Origin of the sequence: Vibrio sp. RE86 (assembly GCF_013114545.1) — a bacterium.
Lineage (GTDB): Bacteria > Pseudomonadota > Gammaproteobacteria > Enterobacterales > Vibrionaceae > Vibrio.
Window position 1 is genome coordinate 1 of the sequence record NZ_VTXI01000058.1, and the last position, 1271, is coordinate 1271.

Below are 1271 nucleotides of genomic sequence, written 5' to 3' on the forward strand. Positions count from 1 at the left end.
AGCTCAAATCAGGCTCAGTTTCAAAGCGACTGTCACTGAAACCACTTGGAATTTACAACGCCGTAGAAAACGGACTTTGAACACCAAAGAAAGCTTTTTGGGAAAACTAAGCAACAGAGCAGACTTTCAACGAGCGGGATAGCTTCTGAAACAGAAACTCCAACCGAGCACCAAACAAAGCACTATCTTAACGAACCCTATAGGCTAGAAATGAAGTGCGATAACCTAGACAAAGACACACTGACATTAGCCCTAAGCTTACTGATTTGGTTATTTCTTCTTCACTGGCAACTAACGCCGCATTAAGGTGTGAGCGACGCTTGGCTATACTTGAGCGAAGCGAAAACGCCAAGCGTTGCGAATCACTCTTAAATGCTTTGTTATGTTGCGGTGTTTAAGATTAGCGACTGAGCAAACTCTCGCATGTGTCGTGCGTTGTCTGCTTTTTCTTCATCACCACAGGCTTTCCCATAATATTCAATGTCCGGTGAGGAATACACTGGCAACACTTTTTCTGCATACGTCATCACTGTCCCCACTTCACGACACAAAGCCCCAAATGCATAAGGTTTAATGAACTTATGGTTCTCTGACAGTAGTTGACCTTTAAGCCAGTACTCTGGCGTATCGTTGTGCCATGCCCAAGCCAAATGACCGAGTTCATGTTCGAGTACATGTACTTCTGCGTCAGATGATAAAACCAGAAAACTGCGACTAAAATTCACATGAGCAGTACCGGCTCTTCCGTCCTGTGAAAATGGGTGGTCTTTAGGAAGAACTAGTGCATAGTAGCTCCCCTCACGTAGCAGTGGTTCTAATACCGAGTCGCCCACAGCTTGCGCTAACTGATGATGCAGCTTACCACTACCACCTTCTTCGAAATCTGCAAGGTCAAGCCTAGTAATGCCTGACAATGTTCGTTGCATCGGCACACATGAGTTTTCAAGAACAAGATTAGAGTAGTCGATGAATTCATTGATTTTTGACTCGCTTATAGAGTCATCCGTAAAGAAATGAACTGGAGTTTCTACCTTTTCAGTCAGTTCACAAGCTGCTAATGACAGTTCTTCTCCACTGCGTTTCCCGACGAAAAATAGTGCGACAACGCCTAGTAATGTGCAGCCAACCACAAGATTTTTCTTCATTAGACTGTCCTTTTTTCTCTAGCAACATAACGCCCAATTAAGTAGTGAACAACGCGACCACTTAACTAAAACATTGTGCCATAAAACACTAAACTTAACCTAGAATGCAGATCGACAAGCGTTGTG

1 protein-coding gene is annotated in these 1271 nt (G+C 43.7%); it reads right to left on the reverse strand.

What is annotated here, in order from left to right; genetic code table 11:
- Nucleotides 1-380: 380 nt before the first annotated feature.
- A complete protein-coding gene (locus F0231_RS20735; protein WP_171761566.1) occupies nucleotides 381-1145 on the reverse strand; it encodes a hypothetical protein in 765 nt (254 codons plus the stop codon).
- Nucleotides 1146-1271: the final 126 nt, after the last annotated feature.